The organism is Hymenobacter duratus (assembly GCF_014698995.1).
GTDB lineage: Bacteria > Bacteroidota > Bacteroidia > Cytophagales > Hymenobacteraceae > Hymenobacter > Hymenobacter duratus.
Genome location: NZ_JACWZZ010000003.1, coordinates 229,101 through 243,404 on the forward strand (window position 1 = coordinate 229,101; position 14,304 = coordinate 243,404).

The 14,304-nt window shown below is 59.6% G+C and carries 12 protein-coding genes and 1 tRNA gene; 7 read left to right on the forward strand and 6 right to left on the reverse strand.

What is annotated here, in order from left to right:
- Positions 1-29 precede the first annotated feature (29 nt).
- Together miaA and IC231_RS14520 are read right to left on the reverse strand one after the other, a co-directional pair.
- Complete coding sequence (gene miaA, locus IC231_RS14515) at positions 30-944, reverse strand: tRNA (adenosine(37)-N6)-dimethylallyltransferase MiaA (protein WP_190785225.1); 915 nt, start codon at positions 942-944, stop codon at positions 30-32.
- Positions 941-2,080, reverse strand: coding sequence for a glycosyltransferase (locus IC231_RS14520; protein ID WP_211539081.1), 1,140 nt, complete (start codon positions 2,078-2,080; stop codon positions 941-943). The genes miaA and IC231_RS14520 overlap by 4 nt, the downstream gene beginning before the upstream one ends.
- A gap of 143 nt (positions 2,081-2,223) precedes the next feature.
- Between IC231_RS14520 and IC231_RS14525 the strand changes: the two genes are divergently transcribed.
- From IC231_RS14525 to IC231_RS14545, 5 genes are all read left to right on the forward strand, one after another.
- Positions 2,224-6,303: a PAS domain S-box protein gene (locus IC231_RS14525; RefSeq protein ID WP_190785226.1), complete on the forward strand. Its 4,080-nt coding sequence runs from the start codon at positions 2,224-2,226 to the stop codon at positions 6,301-6,303.
- A gap of 66 nt (positions 6,304-6,369) precedes the next feature.
- Positions 6,370-6,747, forward strand: a complete 378-nt coding sequence (locus IC231_RS14530) for a response regulator (RefSeq protein WP_185889564.1) — start codon at positions 6,370-6,372, stop codon at positions 6,745-6,747.
- Between the two features lie 94 nt (positions 6,748-6,841).
- Positions 6,842-7,609, forward strand: a complete 768-nt coding sequence (locus IC231_RS14535; RefSeq protein ID WP_190785227.1) for an MBL fold metallo-hydrolase — start codon at positions 6,842-6,844, stop codon at positions 7,607-7,609.
- Between the two features lie 11 nt (positions 7,610-7,620).
- The gene (locus tag IC231_RS14540) at positions 7,621-8,139 is read left to right on the forward strand and encodes a hypothetical protein (protein ID WP_190785228.1); all 519 of its coding nucleotides are present in this window, start codon (positions 7,621-7,623) and stop codon (positions 8,137-8,139) included.
- 6 nt (positions 8,140-8,145) lie between these two features.
- The gene (locus IC231_RS14545; RefSeq protein ID WP_190785229.1) at positions 8,146-9,741 is read left to right on the forward strand and encodes an NFACT RNA binding domain-containing protein; all 1,596 of its coding nucleotides are present in this window, start codon (positions 8,146-8,148) and stop codon (positions 9,739-9,741) included.
- A 74-nt stretch (positions 9,742-9,815) separates the two neighbouring features.
- Here IC231_RS14545 and IC231_RS14550 read toward each other — a convergent pair.
- A tRNA-Leu gene (locus IC231_RS14550) sits at positions 9,816-9,897 on the reverse strand.
- Positions 9,898-10,169: 272 nt separating this feature from the next.
- Here IC231_RS14550 and IC231_RS14555 point away from each other — a divergent pair.
- Complete coding sequence (locus IC231_RS14555) at positions 10,170-10,646, forward strand: low affinity iron permease family protein (RefSeq protein WP_190785230.1); 477 nt, start codon at positions 10,170-10,172, stop codon at positions 10,644-10,646.
- 84 nt (positions 10,647-10,730) lie between these two features.
- Here the strand turns inward: IC231_RS14555 and IC231_RS14560 are convergent, their stop codons facing one another.
- Positions 10,731-11,393, reverse strand: a complete 663-nt coding sequence (locus IC231_RS14560; protein WP_190785231.1) for a Dps family protein — start codon at positions 11,391-11,393, stop codon at positions 10,731-10,733.
- A 273-nt stretch (positions 11,394-11,666) separates the two neighbouring features.
- Here IC231_RS14560 and IC231_RS14565 point away from each other — a divergent pair, with 273 nt between their 5' ends.
- On the forward strand, positions 11,667-12,194 hold the full coding sequence (locus IC231_RS14565) for an MOSC domain-containing protein (RefSeq protein ID WP_190785232.1): 528 nt from the start codon (positions 11,667-11,669) through the stop codon (positions 12,192-12,194).
- Between the two features lie 47 nt (positions 12,195-12,241).
- On the opposite strand, the gene IC231_RS14570 is transcribed toward IC231_RS14565, so the two are convergent.
- Both IC231_RS14570 and IC231_RS14575 read right to left on the reverse strand, forming a co-directional pair.
- Positions 12,242-12,991 (reverse strand): DUF2490 domain-containing protein, encoded by a 750-nt coding sequence (locus tag IC231_RS14570; RefSeq protein ID WP_211539082.1) that lies wholly within the window; start codon positions 12,989-12,991, stop codon positions 12,242-12,244.
- Positions 12,992-13,091: 100 nt separating this feature from the next.
- Positions 13,092-14,186: an NHL repeat-containing protein gene (locus IC231_RS14575; RefSeq protein WP_190785234.1), complete on the reverse strand. Its 1,095-nt coding sequence runs from the start codon at positions 14,184-14,186 to the stop codon at positions 13,092-13,094.
- Positions 14,187-14,304: the final 118 nt, after the last annotated feature.

The window sequence follows — 14,304 nt, forward strand, 5'->3', positions numbered from 1 at the left end:
CCGCGCAGCATGACGGTCCTGTTTTCTGTTTACCCTAAATCGATCCAGCGGTACGCACTATCCCGGCGCAACCAGGTAAGCTGACGCTTGGCGTAGTGGCGGGTGTTGCGCTTGAGCAGACGCACGGCTTCGGGCCAATCGTAGAGGCCATCGAGAAAGCCAAATATTTCCTGATAGCCTACCGTTTGCAGAGCATTGTGGTGCCGGTACGGCAGCAGCGCTTCCACCTCCGCTAGCAGTCCGGCCTCCAGCATCTGGTCCACGCGGTAGTTTATCCGCTCATACAGCTCTTCTCGTTCACGGCTGAGGGCCACCTTAACAACCCGAAACGGGCGAGCCACTGCACTCCGGCCCGTATGAAAGCTGCTGAAGGGCTGTCCGGTGGCGCGGCATACCTCCACAGCCCGCACTACCCGCTGGTGGTTTTGCTTATCAATACGGGCATAAGCTACCGGGTCAAGACGGGACAGTTCGGCTGCCAGATGCTCCAGCCCAAACTCGGCCAACTCCTGCTGCAGCTGCACCCTGATAGCCGGGTCAGCAGGTGGCAGTTCGTCGAGGCCGTCCGTTACGGCCTGCAGGTACAGGCCCGAACCGCCTGTAAGGATGACCACCGGATGGCGCTGAAACAGCCCGTCGAGCACCTGCAGACAGTCAGTTTCGAAGCGGCCGGCGCTGTAGTCTTCGCTGATAGTGTGCGAATTGACAAAATGGTGCGACACACCCTGCATTTCCTCCGGCGTGGGCTTGGCCGTCCCGATACTCATCTCCCGGAAGAATTGCCGCGAGTCAGCCGAAACTATTTCGGTCTGGAAGTGCTGCGCCAGCTGCACACTCAGGGCCGTTTTGCCCACGGCCGTGGGGCCCGCTACCACCAGCAGAGTCGGCTGCTCGCTGCGCAAATCAGGCTCAAGAGCAGCTATTAGTTCGGAAAGAATGCTCATACAGAAACGGAATGCGGAGCGCCAACCAGTGCGGCGTATAGTGCGAGAAGCCGCTTTTCCTCGTGCTGCCAGCTTAGGAGCAGGCGGGCACGGCGGCAGTTTTCGGCTAGCTCTTGGTAGTGGGTGGGCTCATCGCGCAGCAGGCGGTTGAGGGCTGCCGCCAACGTAGCCGGGTGCAGGTCAGCCACCAGGTCGGCCACGGCGTACTCGTCATTGAGGGCACGATACTCGGGGAAATCCACTACTACCTGCGGGATGCCGGCGTGCAGGTAGTCGAAGAATTTGTTGGCCAGCGAATAATAGTAGCTCAGTCCCAGATTCTCCAGCAGATTTAGCCCCAGAGCAGCCTGGCGTGTCACTTCGCGCAACTCATCGGGCAGCACAAAGCCCCGGAATTCTACCTGCCCGCTTTCCAGTAGCCCCAGTGCGGCCGCCTGCGCCCGTAGTTCCGCCGACAGGTCACCTTCGCCACAAATAACCAGCCGGCCCGCCACCTGCGGCATAGCAGCCAGCAGCGCTTCCAGCCCCCGGCCAGCGTTGAGGGCGCCTTGGTACAGAATATAGCCCGAGGCCGGTGCTGCAGCGGGTGCCGGCGGCAAGGTGTTGTGCTGCAGCCGGCTGATATTGCGGATGACTTCAAATGGGCGGCCGTAGCGGCTTTCAAACACATTCGCCAGGGCTGGCCCTACCGTATAGGCCAGCTGAGCCCGCGGCACAACAAACCGCTCTATTCTGCGCCAGATGCGTTGTATGGCCGGCCGCGCTACTACTTCGGGCACCTCCGTAAACAGTTCGTGCGCATCGTATACCAGCGGCTGGCCGCCCAGCCGCGCCCGCAGCCACATGGGCAGGGCCGTATCCAGGTCGATGGCGCACCAGGCTGCCGCACGCTGGCCCAGTAGGTATAGCAGCAGGCGCAGGTTAAACTCCAGATAAAACAGCTTGCCGCGCTGAAAATGGCATCGCAACCGGTGCTGCCCGTAGATCTGCGGCGTGAGGGGCCGCGAGGTGCTCCACTCCCGCCCTACCAGCAGCACGTCGTAGCCGGCCCGGGCCAGCGAGCCACAGATGCGTTGCATGCGCTGGTCGTAGTTCAGGTCCGTCGTGACGGTGAAGAGCAGGCGCGGTGCGGGCATACGGGGAACCGGGCGGGCCAGCCGGAAAAGGCCGCCACGAAAAACGCGGGGGTTTGGGATATTTTCGACAAATTTAACGGTTAAACCTGGCACCGGCGCTAGTTACTTTTCACTGCCACTACCGCTGGTTATTGTCTTCCCCGATGTCGCAATCCGCTGCCCCGCTGGCCACTTCCGCTCTGGCCCCGCCGACAGATTTATACCGTGCCCTGTTCGAGGAGGCCTATGATGCCCAGCTTCTCTATGACGAGCAGGGCCACCTCATTGACTGCAACCACACCGCGCAGCGCCTGTTGGGCACTACCTGCGCCCGCCTGCGCGCTACCGGCCTGATGACGCTGGCAGCACCGGCCCTACCGTCCGGCCAGCAGGAGTACTGGTATAGCGAGGAGGCGCTGCGGGAGGCCGTGCAGCATACGGCCCGCACTGGCGAGGCCGCCGCGCGCTGGTGGTACGGCCGCTACCCAGACCAGCGCCCGCTTACGGCCTGGGCCACGCTGCACCGCCTGGTGCTAGCTGAAGGGGTAGTGCGCGTGCAGCTTATTCTGCGCGACGCTACGCAGAGCACTCAGCAACAGCAGCAGCAGAACCAGCAGCTGGTACTGGACAGTACGCAGCGCCAGCTACGCGACCTGCTTTCGCGTACCACCCTCAGCTACGTGCTGACCGACCGGGAAGGCATCATTTTGGATGTGAATGACTTCTTTCTGGAATTCACCGAGTACAGCCGGGCCGAAGTTATCGGGAAGCAGTACCACGCACTGTTTTCGCCGCCGGCGGAGCGGGAAATGCGGCAGCAGGCCTATCTGACCTGCATCCGGGAAGAGCGGCTGCATGATTTCTACGAGCGGGCGCTGCTCACCAAAAGCGGACAGTCGCGCATGGTGTACTGGCACGCCGAGTTTGCCCATGCCCCCGATGGACAGATTACCGGCCTGCTGGTAGTCGGGCGCGACTTTACGGAGCGCCATGTGGCGGCCCGTGCCCTCACTGACAACCGCAACCGCCTGCAGGATTTCCTGGACAATGCGCACGACCTGATTCAGAATCTGAGCATTGACAACCGGCTGCTGTTCGTGAACAAAGCCTGGAAGGAAAAGCTGGGCTACGAAGATGAAGACCTGCCCCACCTCACCCTTTCCGACGTGGTGCACCCCTACTACAAGGCCAAGCTGCTCTACCAGCTGCGCAACCTGTATAAGGGGGAGAAAGTGAACAAGCTGGAAACGGTGTTCCTCACCAAAACCGGCAAACCCGTCCATCTCATCGGCTCCATTTCCTGCTCCTGGCAGGACGACGAGCCGGTGAGCACCCGCGCCATTCTGCACGACATTACGGACCGCATCAAGGCCGAGCGACTGCAGAAAGTGTACTACAGCATTGCCAACCTGGCCATCAGCTCCAAGGATTTGCACTCGCTCTACGGCGCCATTCACCGGGAGCTGAGCAAGATCATCGAAACCAACAACTTCTATATTGCTCTCTGCGACGAGGCGCGCACCCAGCTGCAGTTCGCCTACTTTGTGGATCAGAACACGCAGGGCGAAGTGGGCGCGGTGTCGCGGCCGTTTTCGTCGGGCATGTCGGAGTACATTATCCGGACCGGGCGGCCGCAGTACATGCTGCGCCACGAGTTGCAGGAGCTCATCAGCAACGGCACCATCACGGCCTATGGGCTGATGCCGGAGGTAATGCTCTGCTCGCCGCTCAGCATCGGGGAACGGATCATCGGCGTAATTGCTGTGCAGGACTACTACAAGGCCGACGCTTATGCGCCTACCGATCTGGAAATCCTGCACTTTATTTCCAACCAGGTGGCGTTGGCTATTGAGCGCAAGCGCAACGAGGTGCAGATTCAGAAGCAGAATGCCCGCCTGAACGCCATCTTCGAGAGCGGCTCGCACCTGATGTGGAGCGTGGATACGCACTCCCGCCTCACCAGCTTCAACCGCAACTACGCCGCGTATTTCCTGCGCCGCAACGGGGTGTATCCGACTCCCAACGTCAACCTGTTCCAGGCCGACCTGGCCATGATGGAAGAGGATGCGCGGGACCTGTTCGTCGACAACTACCGCAAAGCCTTTCAGGGCCACCCGCAGCGCTTCGAGGTGCGCCTGCGCGACGCCCGCGGCATGGATTCGTGGCGCGAAATCTTCCTTAACCCGATTTACCTCGATGATGGCTCGTTTGAGGAAATTTCGGGCATTGCCCACGACATCACCGAAAAGAAGCGCGGGCAGCTGGAGCTGGCGGCACAGGAAGAGAAGTTCCGGGCCATTTTCGAATCGTTTCAGGATGTGTACTACCGCACCGATGGCACCGGCAAGCTGACGCTGGTGAGCCCCTCGGTGCAGGATATGCTGGGCTACACGCCCGAGGAAGTAACGGGCCACTACATCGGTGACTATTACGTGTATCCGACGGAGCGCGAAGCCCTGATTAAGAGCGTGCAGCAGTATGGCGAGGCGCGCAACTTCGAAATTGCCATGCGCCACAGTGATGGGCACTCAGTGAGTGTGCTCGTAAATGCGCGGTCGGTGGAAGGCGGCATGGGCACGGAAGGTATCGGGCGCGACATTACGGGCCTGAAGCAGATGCAGGACGACCTGCGCCGGGCCAAAGATGCTGCCGAAACGGCACTGGAGGCCAAAACCCTGTTCTTGGCCAACATGAGCCACGAACTGCGCACGCCCATGAATGGCATCATTGGCATGATTGATCTGCTGCACCAAACCGTCTCATCGGAGGAGCAGGAAGAGTACGTGGATACGCTGCGTAAATCGTCGGATGCGCTGCTGGCTATTCTCAACGATATTCTGGACCTGTCGAAAATCCAGGCGGGCAAGCTCCAGCTCAACGAGGAGGGCATGGACCTGCACTACACCCTCGATAAGATTCACTCCCTGTTTGCCAACCGGGCCCAGCAGAAACACCTCACCTTCACCTACCATATTGCGCCCAACACGCCGCGCTTCATCATCACGGACGAAACGCGCCTGCTACAGGTACTGAGCAACCTGACCTCCAACGCCATCAAGTTTACGGCGCAGGGCACGGTCAGCATCGTTGTTTCAACGATGACGCGGGAAGGCGACGACTACACGCTGCGGATAGCGGTGCAGGACTCGGGTATCGGCATCTCCGAAGACAACGCCAAGCTGCTGTTCACCAACTTCACCCAGCTGGACACCACGCCGACCAAGTCGTTCGGGGGCACAGGCCTGGGCCTAGCTATCAGCAAGCAGCTGGCTGAGCTGCTAGGCGGAGAAATCGGGGTGTTTTCCAACGAAGGCGACGGTAGCACGTTCTGGTTTACGCTCCGCTGCCGCGCTGCCTACAACGAGGAGGAGATTGTGCAGGAGCGGCTGGCGTCCCGGGAGCGGGCTTCCGATATCAGCCGCTTTGATGTGGCCCCGCGGGTGCTGCTCGTCGATGATAACCCCATCAACCAGAAGGTAGCCACTCGCCTGCTCGACAAGCTCGGCTGCGACATTGCCATGGCCGACAATGGGTTTGAGGCCATCAGCAAAGCCACTGCACCCAATGCCGTCTTCGATTTGATTTTTATGGACATTCAGATGCCGGAAATGGATGGCCTTACAGCTATGCACGAAATCCGGCGGCGCTTGGGCACGGCTACGCCCCCCATCGTGGCCATGACGGCTTACTCCATGAAGGAGGATGCCGAGCGGTTCGTAAATGAAGGCATGGACGACTACGTGTCGAAGCCGGTGAAAAGCCAGGACCTGCACGCCGTGTTGCGGCGGTGGGTAATGGCTGGCCCGCTGGAGGCACCCAAGCCGCCTGCGCCCGCTCTGCTGGAGCCAGCCGGGGTAGTTGCTGCAACCACCACTTCTACAACCGAAGGCGCTCTGCCGCCGCTGGTTATAGATGCCGAAGTTCTGGAGCAGCTTCGCCAGCTGGGTGGCGGCGAATTTGCCGCCCAACTCTATCAGGACTTCGAAATGGAAGCCGGCCAACTGCTCGAAGAAGCCGAAACTCTGGTGCGAAGCGGACAGTACGAACAGATTTTACCACATTTGCACCAGCTAAAGGGCACCGGCTTCACTTTAGGCCTCTCAGAGCTGGCAGAATGTGCCAAGCTCCTAGAGCATGAACTGAAACTAGGGCACTTTGGCAACATAGAGCAGAATTTCCAGAATTTGTTGCGTTATTTCGCTCAGTTTAAGATTCTATACCCTTCTGTAACCGGCGACTCCTAACCGAGCTGTCCGGCGACCCAGCCTGTCTCATTCGCCCTCCCAACCTACTCTTCTTCTTTCTCTCCCATGAGCGACGCGAAAACAATATTGATTGCCGAAGACAGTTCTGTTATCCTGAACCTGACCAAAAAGATTCTCGAGCTGCAGAAGTACCGCATCGTTTCGGCCAAGAATGGTGGTGAAGTCATCAAGCAGGTAGAAAGCCAGCCGATTGACTGTGTTCTGATGGACATCAACATTCCGGTGAAGGATGGCATGGAATGCACCCGTGAAATTCGCGCCCATAAAGACGAGCGGATTTCCCACATTCCAATTATTGCCATCACGGGCAATGCCAACAACTACTCCATGGAGCAATTTCGGGAGGCTGGCGTGACGGACTACCTGCCCAAGCCCCTCGATTTCGACGCTTTGGTACGCGTAGTGAAACAGTATGTTGGGTAATGTGATGATGAAATAATGTGCTGATGTGCTGATTGAAGAACCTCAGTTGTCTACCTTCATCAGCACATCAGCATAGCAACCAATCAGCACATTAATGACTGTTACTTTCCTCGGTACGGGCACGTCGCAGGGCGTGCCCGTGATTGGGTGTCATTGTGCGGTATGCCGCTCCCTTGACTACCGCGACAAGCGCCTGCGGGTGTCGGTGCATGTGCAAACGCAGGGCAAAAGCATTATCATCGACTCGGGTCCTGACTTCCGGCAGCAGGTCCTGCGGGAGCATGTTGACCACCTGGATGCGCTGGTCTTCACGCACGAGCACAAAGACCACACGGCCGGCATGGACGACATCCGGGCCTATAACTTCAAGCAGCAGCAGGACATGCCCGTATATGCCGAGCCGCGGGTGCTGGAGCAGCTGAAGCGCGAGTACGCCTACATCTTTGCTGAGCACAAGTACCCCGGCGTGCCGCAGGTCCAGACTGTGCCTATTCTCAGCGACACCGAGCAGTTCGATGTGCAGGGCGTACCGTTTCAGCCAATCCGGGCGCTGCACTACAAGCTGCCGGTGCTGGGCTTCCGCGTCGGCAATTTCAGCTACGTGACGGACGCCAACCACCTTTCTTCGGCCGCACTGGACCAGATGCGGGGCTCCGACGTGGTGGTGCTAAATGCGCTGCGCCACGAAAAGCACATTTCGCACTTTTCGCTGTCGGAGGCAGTGGCTGTGCTGGAAGAACTTGCCCCGCGCCGCGCCTACCTCACGCACATCAGCCACCTGCTGGGCCGCCACCGCGACGTAGAAGCCACCCTGCCCGACTTTATCCGGCTGGCCTATGACGGATTGCGGCTGGAGGTGTAGAGCGCAATACGATGTCTAGCTTTTTCGCATTTGGCTTTCGTTCTAATTCTTCTGTACAGCTAGCGGATTGGATAGCAGACGTCACAGCTGCTATTGAAACCCTAAACCATAGAGCTATTGTCGATAATTTTTCGGTAGATCTGGAAGTTAGCCCTGGCCTCCATCCTTTCTGCGAGCAGAAGCAACTTGACCGGCTTCTGTACATCGACACGGAAAAGCGGCGAAAAATAGGGCCAAATTCTCAGGAAGTATTTTATGAATTATCTATTGCTGCATACGCTGACAGCGGAGAAATGCAGCTGGTAAACCTTTTGTTGGAAGCCGCCACAACATACCCTGGCGCCGAGCTTTATTTGTTTTTCGCATTCGAGTGGGGAGCTCATAACTTCAGCCGTTTCATCACTATTCAGAAAGCTGATTTGCAGGATTTTTTGAAGAGATACTATTCTCACTACCGTACCTTTTTCAATAGCTATACCGGGCATTTTGTTCTTGACCTAGATACGCCAACCGTCATTTGCATTACGTAACTACTTATGCACGCCAACTACTATTTCCTGCGCCTGCTTGCCCCGGCCCTCACCCGGCAACTGGCGGGCTGTTCAGTAGTCACGTGCTTTTCGCAGGAGAAGGATGAGTTGGTGATTGGGCTGACCAACGGCACGGTGGAGTTCTGGCTGAAGGCGCAGCTTTCGGCCGCTTTTCCGGCGCTGGCGCTGCCCGAAACCTTCCACCGGGCCCGCGCCAACTCCGTGGACTTGCTGCCTGACTTGCTAGGGCAACAGGTGCAGGAAGTGGCCGCACTTCCCCAGGACCGGGTACTGCAATTTCGTTTTCGGAGCGGCGCGACGTTACTCTTCAAGCTCTACAGCTCCCGCCCCAACGTTATTTTCCGCCTGACTGACGACTCCACGCCTGAGTTGTTTCATCAGCGCTATACACCCGATGCCGCTATCCGGCCGCTGGCCGCCGGGCATGCTGCCGAAGCGCCACTACCCGGCTCGGCTGGCGTGCTCCCCCACCTGAATCCGCTCAAACGCTACCCGGCCCTCTCCGACCTGCCCGCCCGCTACCTGCGCACCCACGGCTACGATTCTGCCACGCCCGAGGCCATGGAACAGCAGGTTCAGGAACTTGTCCATCAGCTGGAAAATCCCCGGCAGTTATACGTTATTACGCTGGAAGGCCGCACCCGCCTGAGTTTGCTGCCTTTCGGCGAGGTAGAGCGTATCCTGCCGCCGGATCCTGTTGCGGCGCTCCGGACCTTCGTGCCGCTGGCCCTTAGCCGCCGCGCCTACGAGCTGGAAATGCGGCAGCTGCGCCAGACGCTGGAGCGCCGGGCGGAAGAGGCCTCTACCAGTGCGGGCATGGCCCGCACGCGCCTGCATGCGTTGGAGCACACCGCCGGCTACCGCCAGACTGCCGACCTTATCATGGCCCATCTGAGCCAGATTCCGGCCGGCGCTACGCAGGTGGAAGTCGTGGATTTCTACCAGGACAACCAGCCGCGTCTCATCAAGCTGAAAGCCACCGAAACCCCGCAACGTACCGCCCAGAACCTCTACCGCAAGGCCAAAAACCAGCAGATAGAAACCCGACAGTTGGCGGAGCGGGCCGAGCGGCGCGAAACGGAAGCTTTCTGGTGCCTGGAGCGACTGGAGGAACTGGCCGCCCTGCACCCGGACCTGCGCACGCTGCGCCAGTGGCGCAAGCAGCACCAACTGGAGCCGGAAACCAAAGCCAAAGCCTCCCAGGAGCTACCTTTCAAAGTATTCGAGGATAGCGGCTTCACGATTCTGGTGGGCCGCAACTCCCAGAACAACGACCTGCTCACGCAGCGCTATGCTCACAAAGACGACCTGTGGCTGCACGCCAAGGATGTAAGCGGCTCGCACGTGGTGGTCCGCCACCGGGCCGGACAACCAGTGCCGGAACCCGTGATAGAGCGGGCCGCGCAGCTCGCCGCCTGGTACTCGCGCCGCCAGAACGATTCGCTCTGCCCCGTGACTGTCACACCCAAGAAATTTGTCCGTAAGCCCAAGGGCGCGCTGCCCGGCCAGGTGCTGGTAGAGCGCGAAAAGGTGGTGCTGGTTGTGCCCGCCAATCCGTTTGAGCGAAACGGGGTGTTGTAGCCCGTGAGGCCGACATACGCCCCAAACGCAAAACGCCGCCTCAGTCTGAACTGAAGCGGCGTTTTAAGTTAGAGTGCGCGCGGGGAGATTCGAACTCCCACACCCGAAGGCACCACCCCCTCAAGATGGCGTGTCTACCAGTTTCACCACGTGCGCAGAGACGGCAAGCACTCCTGTTTTCATTCGCGAAAGGCAACCCTTTCGGCCTTACTGAGGTGGTAAAGCGAGGGCAAAAGTAGGGACTCTGGCCGGGCGGTGCAAGCCCGCGAAGGTATTTTTTGCGGCATTTTGCCAATGCAAACCGAGTCACCAAGGCTTGTGAGCTCATAATCAGCCTCAAACCACCTCACCCGGCATTCAGAATGAGGCCCCTATATTTCGGATGGCAGTGCCGCTGCTCGCTTTTTCCTCACTCTCACTTCCTCGATATGGCACCTTTTCTGCCCACCGCCTCTGCCCGTTCCAACCTGTTTGCCCGCTTTGCTGAGCGCATCACAGCCGGGGCGGGCTCCACGCTGGCCTTTTGCCTGGCATTGGGCGTGGTGGTATTCTGGGCCTGTACCGGCCCGCTGTTCCATTATTCCGAAACCTGGCAGCTGGTCATCAATACGGGCACTACCATCATCACATTTCTGATGGTTTTCCTGATTCAGCGGGCTCAGAACAAGGATTCGCTGGTGCTGCACCTCAAGCTCAACGAGTTGATAGCAGCCCATAAGGGAGCCAGCAACCGCCTGATAAACGCGCAGGATTTTTCGGAAGAGGAAATCCATGTGCTACACCGATACTTCGATATTCTGGCTGAAAAAGCGGCGCTGGACCGTGACCTGGGGCGTACCCACAGCGTGGAAGAAGCCGAAGAAAACCACGTAACCAAGCAGGCGGCCCGCCACAAGCCTCACTAGCTGGCACCTACCGCAAAAAGCCGGTCCTGCTTCCAGCAAAGGAAACAGGACCGGCTTTTTAGGCGCTTGCGAATGGCATCCGTACTATTCGGTGCGGGCCAGTGGCGTATCTACCACGTGCTCCGAAACGAACCAGACCTGCAACTCATTAAGACGCATGACGTCGCTCACGGCCAAGTCATTCGTGCCATCGTCGCCGGAATCGTCGGCTTCCTTGGCGAATTTATGAGCGTTCTTGAGGATAATCTGGTGGGCTTCCAGCAGCCGACCGACCTGAATCGGGGCCTCTTCCCGGTCGCGGGGCGGCCGTGGAATGCTGGTCAATTCGGCTACATCGTGGGCCATAGCCACGGCTACCCCACCCAGAATCTGGATTCGCTCAGCAATAGTATCTACCAAGGCGCTTTGCTCTTCATAGTGCTTGTCGTAGAGCAGATGCAGCTGGTAGAACGTAGGGCCAACTACCTGCCAATGGTGCTTTTTGTACAGGTCACGCAGCGTGATAGTGTCGGCCAGCAGCTGGTTAAGGTTGTTCACGCTCTGCTGGCGAGTCTTTTCATCAAGACCAATGGGCAGGCGCTGCGACACAGTGCCATACTTCTGCAGCGGTGCCGGAGCATCAAACTGCTGATTGAGAACAGGCTGCACGCTGGGGCCAGCATGGCCATTGGAAGCGGCAGAGGATTTAGAGGGAGTGGCTGGCGCTTTGGCGGCGGCAGCGGGTTTCTTGGCAGGAGCTTTAGCCATGGTTGGGAAGAGCAAAATATCGATGGAAAGGCGTGGGCCTGAACAGACCGGCACCCTGCACCAATACGCCGGAAACCCGTTTGAGGTTAGCAAGCCAGCCGGTTTGTTCCAGGGTATATCCGGTGAAGTGCACAAAACTCCGCGGCCCGACACGCAGGCGCCCGGCGGACCGGCTTGCCTGATCGGTGGGCAGATGCAGCCCACGGCCGGCCGGCAGCAACTATCAGCAGGTAGAGGCAGTATCAGGATTTCGCGTTATCTTCTCTTGCTACCATGCCTTTTCCTTTTTTCGGCGACGACAAATCGACTATTGCCCGGCTACTCTCGACGCTGCCCCAGACTGGCCGTATCGAATGGATCGGCCTGCGCCCCGCCCGGCGGGAGCCACTTCTGGCCGTGGCAGAAGCCACTGCCGAAACAGACCGCCACCTGACCGGCGACCATGCCCGGCCCAAGCCCGGCGGCAAGCGCCAAATCACGCTGCTCCAGCACGAGCACTTGGCGGCCGTTGCCGGCTATCTGGGTCTGGCGGCTCCCCTGGCTCCGGGCCGGCTGCGCCGCAACGTGGCCATCAGCGGGCTGAATCTGCTGGCGCTGAAGAATCGGCAGGTTCAGATTGGGGCCGATGTGGTGCTGGAAATTATGGGCGAGTGCCACCCCTGCTCCCGCATGGAGGAGGAACTGGGCCCTGGCGGCTACAATGCCATGCGCGGGCACGGCGGCCTCACGGCGCGCATTGTGCAGGGGGGCGTGTTCCGCATAGGCGACGAGGTGCGCGTACTGGAAAAGGCCGGCGCTTAGGCGGGCTACGCCGTTCGCAGGATTCTGAGGCAGGCCAGCCGCTTTCCCTAGTCCTGCTGTGAAGGCAATTTCTCGGCGGCAGGCAGCACAGTGGAAGGCCGGATGATTCGGTAGGTGAAGGCCATGACGATGTTGTTCTTGGCCGCCGTGTTCTGCAGAACAAACTGCCCCTGGCGGGCCGCGTAGTTGTAGTTGGCCTGATGGACGTAGCCAAGCTGCACGGCAACGTGCGTATTTACCTGGTAGCCAATACCTCCATACACACGGTTTCGCTCAAATACCGGGCCTTTTGGGTTCAGAAATATTTCGTCGTAGGCGGCCAAAAACACCGTGCCGGCCGATATAGTCGTATTGTTGAGGGGCAGAAACGCGTTGAGGCGGTAGCGGAACCGCTGCCGAAACCCGGTGCTGTCGTCGCGGAAATTGAACCAGCGCTGCTCAATGCGGTAGCGGTGCTCCAGCTTCAGCCGTTTGGAGTACTGCGTTAGGGTGAGCTGCTCCCAGAGCCGCTTTTCAGTGTTCAGGGGCGGTGCATCCAAGTCGCGGTAGTCGGAGGTGGAGTAGCGCCCGCCGGCTATAGTCACCGTAAAATTAGGGTCGATATCGTAGCTACCCCCGGCTTTCAACTCGTTATAGAAATACTGCTTAAAGAGGCCGTTGGTACGAGCCTGCACCTCCCCAAAGCCCCCGAACTTGTGGGTTGCATTGCCGGGCAGCTGCACGGTGGCAATAAACCAGGTTCCCCAGGGTTGCACGGGGTTGGCAGGCGTCTGGGCACGTGCGGCAGAGCAACACACACTTGCCAGCAGCGCGAGGAAGATTCGGAGAAGCGCTTTGTTTTGCATTGTAGGGGCCGGCTCAGGCAGCCAGAAAGCGGGTTGGCTTAGCTATAGCACACTAGTCACGGGTTGCCTTGCGGACGTACGACCCGACTTGCTGCGTCAGGTACAGGGTGCCCTGCGCATCGGAGGCAATGCCGTAGGGCAGGATGAACTGGGCAGTGCTCCCCGGACCGTTGGTGAAGCCCATTTCGCCGGTGCCGGCAATCGTGCTGACCTCGCCGCCCGCACTGATTTTGCGGATGCGGTTGTTTTCGCCGTCTGTCACATAGAGGGTACCGTCCGCATCCACAGCTACCCCGGCCGGAGCGTTGAAGCGGGCGGCTGCCGCCGGACCGTCGGTGTAGCCTTTGGTGCCACTACCCGCTACCGTAGTCACGACACCGGCCGGAGACACCTTACGAATTCGGTGGTTCTGCAGGTCAGCCACAAACACATTCCCCTGCCCGTCGAGCGCCAACCCCGTTACATACTGGAACTGCGCGGTAGCTCCGGAGCCGTCGGCGTAGCCGGCTACGCCAGAACCCGCCAGCGTGCTGACGACGCCCGCCGCTGTGATTTTGCGAATCCGGTAATTGCCTCCATCCGCCACATACACAGCACCCTGCGCATCCACGGCCAGGCCGGTAGGCAGGTTGAACTGCGCCACGGCAGCCGGCCCATCGGCCGCGCCCCGCACGCCGCTGCCGGCCAGTGTGCTCACCTCACCGGCCGGACTGATTTTGCGAATTCGCGCATTCCCAAAGTCGGCTACATACACGGTACCCTGCGCATCTACGGCCACGGCTGCCGGGCTGCTGAACCGGGCAGTCGCGCCCGGGCCATCAGCATAGTCTCCGTATTGACTGCCCGTTGGTCCGCTACCGGCCAGCGTGGTTACGACGCCTGCAGGGTTTATTTTCCGGATGCGGTGGTTCAGGAAATCCGCTACGTACACGCTGTTCCGGGCATCCACGGCCAGCCCCTGCGGACTGTTGAACTCCGCCTGGCTGCTGGTGCCATCGGCAAAGCCGCCGGAGCTGTTGGTGCCCGCAAAGACACTGATTGTGTAGGTGGGCACCTCAGCAGCAGGTGGTGGAGGCGTAGGCTTCTCGCAGCCGGCAGCCCCTGCCAGTACCGTGACTAAAGCTAAACGGGTAGCAGAACGAATCATTAGTTACCTGGAATTTGCCCGGCGAAGTTACGCATCCGACACACACGGTTCGCCGGTTTTTGACAACGGCAAGAGGGGTGCGATACAATTTCCTTTCTGCAACTCCGCAACAACCGCG

What these genes read in the sequence shown, in the direction of transcription:
- miaA (WP_190785225.1), bottom strand. Translation starts at nt 944, where the DNA reads ATGAGCATTCTTTCCGAACTAATAGCTGCTCTTGAGCCTGATTTGCGC.
- IC231_RS14520 (WP_211539081.1), bottom strand. Translation starts at nt 2,080, where the DNA reads ATGCCCGCACCGCGCCTGCTCTTCACCGTCACGACGGACCTGAACTAC.
- IC231_RS14525 (WP_190785226.1), top strand. Translation starts at nt 2,224, where the DNA reads ATGTCGCAATCCGCTGCCCCGCTGGCCACTTCCGCTCTGGCCCCGCCG.
- IC231_RS14530 (WP_185889564.1), top strand. Translation starts at nt 6,370, where the DNA reads ATGAGCGACGCGAAAACAATATTGATTGCCGAAGACAGTTCTGTTATC.
- IC231_RS14535 (WP_190785227.1), top strand. Translation starts at nt 6,842, where the DNA reads ATGACTGTTACTTTCCTCGGTACGGGCACGTCGCAGGGCGTGCCCGTG.
- IC231_RS14540 (WP_190785228.1), top strand. Translation starts at nt 7,621, where the DNA reads ATGTCTAGCTTTTTCGCATTTGGCTTTCGTTCTAATTCTTCTGTACAG.
- IC231_RS14545 (WP_190785229.1), top strand. Translation starts at nt 8,146, where the DNA reads ATGCACGCCAACTACTATTTCCTGCGCCTGCTTGCCCCGGCCCTCACC.
- IC231_RS14555 (WP_190785230.1), top strand. Translation starts at nt 10,170, where the DNA reads ATGGCACCTTTTCTGCCCACCGCCTCTGCCCGTTCCAACCTGTTTGCC.
- IC231_RS14560 (WP_190785231.1), bottom strand. Translation starts at nt 11,393, where the DNA reads ATGGCTAAAGCTCCTGCCAAGAAACCCGCTGCCGCCGCCAAAGCGCCA.
- IC231_RS14565 (WP_190785232.1), top strand. Translation starts at nt 11,667, where the DNA reads ATGCCTTTTCCTTTTTTCGGCGACGACAAATCGACTATTGCCCGGCTA.
- IC231_RS14575 (WP_190785234.1), bottom strand. Translation starts at nt 14,186, where the DNA reads ATGATTCGTTCTGCTACCCGTTTAGCTTTAGTCACGGTACTGGCAGGG.